This is a genomic window from Candidatus Komeilibacteria bacterium CG_4_10_14_0_2_um_filter_37_10 (assembly GCA_002793075.1).
GTDB lineage: Bacteria > Patescibacteriota > Patescibacteriia > UBA1558 > UBA1558 > UM-FILTER-37-10.
Genome location: PFPO01000090.1, coordinates 1 through 2,102, shown reverse-complemented (window position 1 = coordinate 2,102; position 2,102 = coordinate 1). Strand labels below are relative to the sequence as shown.

General features: G+C 43.0%; 1 protein-coding gene. It reads right to left on the bottom strand.

Annotation, left to right across the window (positions count from 1 at the left end; all coding sequences use genetic code 11):
* On the bottom strand, positions 1-2,102 hold a 2,102-nt coding region (locus COX77_04730; GenBank protein ID PIZ98389.1), incomplete at both ends, for a hypothetical protein.

Sequence of the window (2,102 nt, the reverse complement as noted above, 5' to 3'; positions counted from 1 at the left end):
ACGTGTAGTGTTTTCCACCGGAGGTTAGTGGAACCTAAGTCGTAAGTATTATCTGCTGAAGGTAGGATATTGCCTGTTGTTGATAAGTTAGCGGTAGTTAGCGTCCCCGTTACTTCCAAATCATCATCAACGTAAACTTTACCAGTACCACTGCCAGATAATGTTAAATTGGAGTTGGTGCCACCAGCGCCAGCAATAATAGATAGCGGGGCATTGGAAGAAATAGTACTGGCGGTAGGATTGGTAAAGACTAAATCATAAGCCATGATAGTATCCCCGGAACTATTGAAACTGGTGGGAACCTCAAAGCTGGCGCCGGTGGGGCTAAGGGTAAACAAATTATTGCTTGAGCTATCTTTAATTTCCATAATGTTGCTGGTCTGCGTGGAGTATCCTTGCAACAAGAACTGAACAGCATCAGCCGTACCAACAACATTGAGTTTGGCCGATGGTGTTACCACACCAATTCCCACATTACCAGAACTTTGTGCTAAAATAACATTAACGGCGGGGTTTATTCTGATATCACCAACGCTAGAAGTAATATAGCCATTGGAGCTACCATGACCAAATCCGATGTAGCCACCACCCGATGAATAACCAACACGCATTTGCGGATTCATTGAGGTAGAGAAAACGTCTAACAAGCTATTTGGACTCGTCGTCCCGATGCCGACGTTGCCTGTGCTTAAAAACGACATTACATCATTTCCAAGAGTTGTGCTCCATATTCCCATTTGGTTAACATTACCTTTTACATAAAATTGCCAAGATTGAGAATTAGCATTTAACTCTAATGATGATTGGTCAGAAACCAATGTTCCAGTATTTGTAATTTTTAATCTATTAGTTCCAGACGTAGCTGATAATTCTAGTTTCGCCCCAGGCGCCGTTGTTCCGATGCCGACGTTGCCTACGTTTAAAACAGTCATTAAAGCATTCGTGCCTCCATCATAAAAAATAACATCTCCTCCTGTTCCGCCCTGATTATAGTTAAATCGCGTACTCCTCCCTAAGACTGGGTTAATTACTAAGCCGCCCTGCCAATCAGCATATACCTGGGCCTGTTTATCAACGCCACTTAACCGACTAATAAGATAAATTCCTGCGTTGGCGTTAGCAGCGGAAGATCTAATTATTATATATTCATTTCCGCTACTTCCAACCACATCTAACGGCGTTGCAGGAGCCGTCGTCCCGATGCCGACGTTGCCGGCGCTATTCCATATCCCAGATCCAGGAAAAAGAACATTTCCACCCGTAGGTTGTAATGCCAACGAAGCGTTATAACTTTCCTGAATTGAAGCACCACTGCCAGTACCTGGGGTAATTTTCAAATAATGACTCGGGTCGCTAGTAAAAGATAAGCGGATTTCTGGAGATGCACTTGTGACCTCCAACTTCGCCCCCGGTGCCGTCGTCCCGATGCCGACATTGCCGCTTGGTATAATCACATTTGCCCAGTTTGTACTACCACTACCACCACCAAGAGATAATGTAGTTATTGCAGTAGTGGGCGTACCGACTGACTGAGGGGATATATATCCATTAGCCCCATTTGCCTCCATAAAAATACTTCCAAAATTAACTCCGCTGTTTTGGTTTGTTAACGCCATTTTTGATAGAACAGAAGTACCATTTGGAGTTAATTGAAAACCAATACCTTTATTAGTGGTTTGTGCAACGAAATCTAATCTATCAATTGTCCCAGCAGACCCAGTTTGTAAATTCACAACATTAGTCCCTGTTCCAGAAACTCTTAATGCACCAGCAACTTCCAACTTCGCATTTGGTGCCGTCGTCCCGATGCCGACGTTGCCTGTTGATTGAATAGTCATTCTTGTTCCAACAGAACCCCATTCATATATCTGTAAATCTGAATTAACTCCATTTGTGACGGGTCTAAATGACCATCCTCTATTTGGATAAGCATGATTTTTTATTCCTAAGTATAGGGCATCAGTTCCAGCGTTAGTAAATATATTTGAAGTTCCATAAACAGTTTGATTACCATTCGCCCCAACAGTATATTGGTCTACTTGTAATTTTCCTCCTGGACTCGTCGTCCCAATTCCGACGTTGCCGCTCATAATTTCAATATC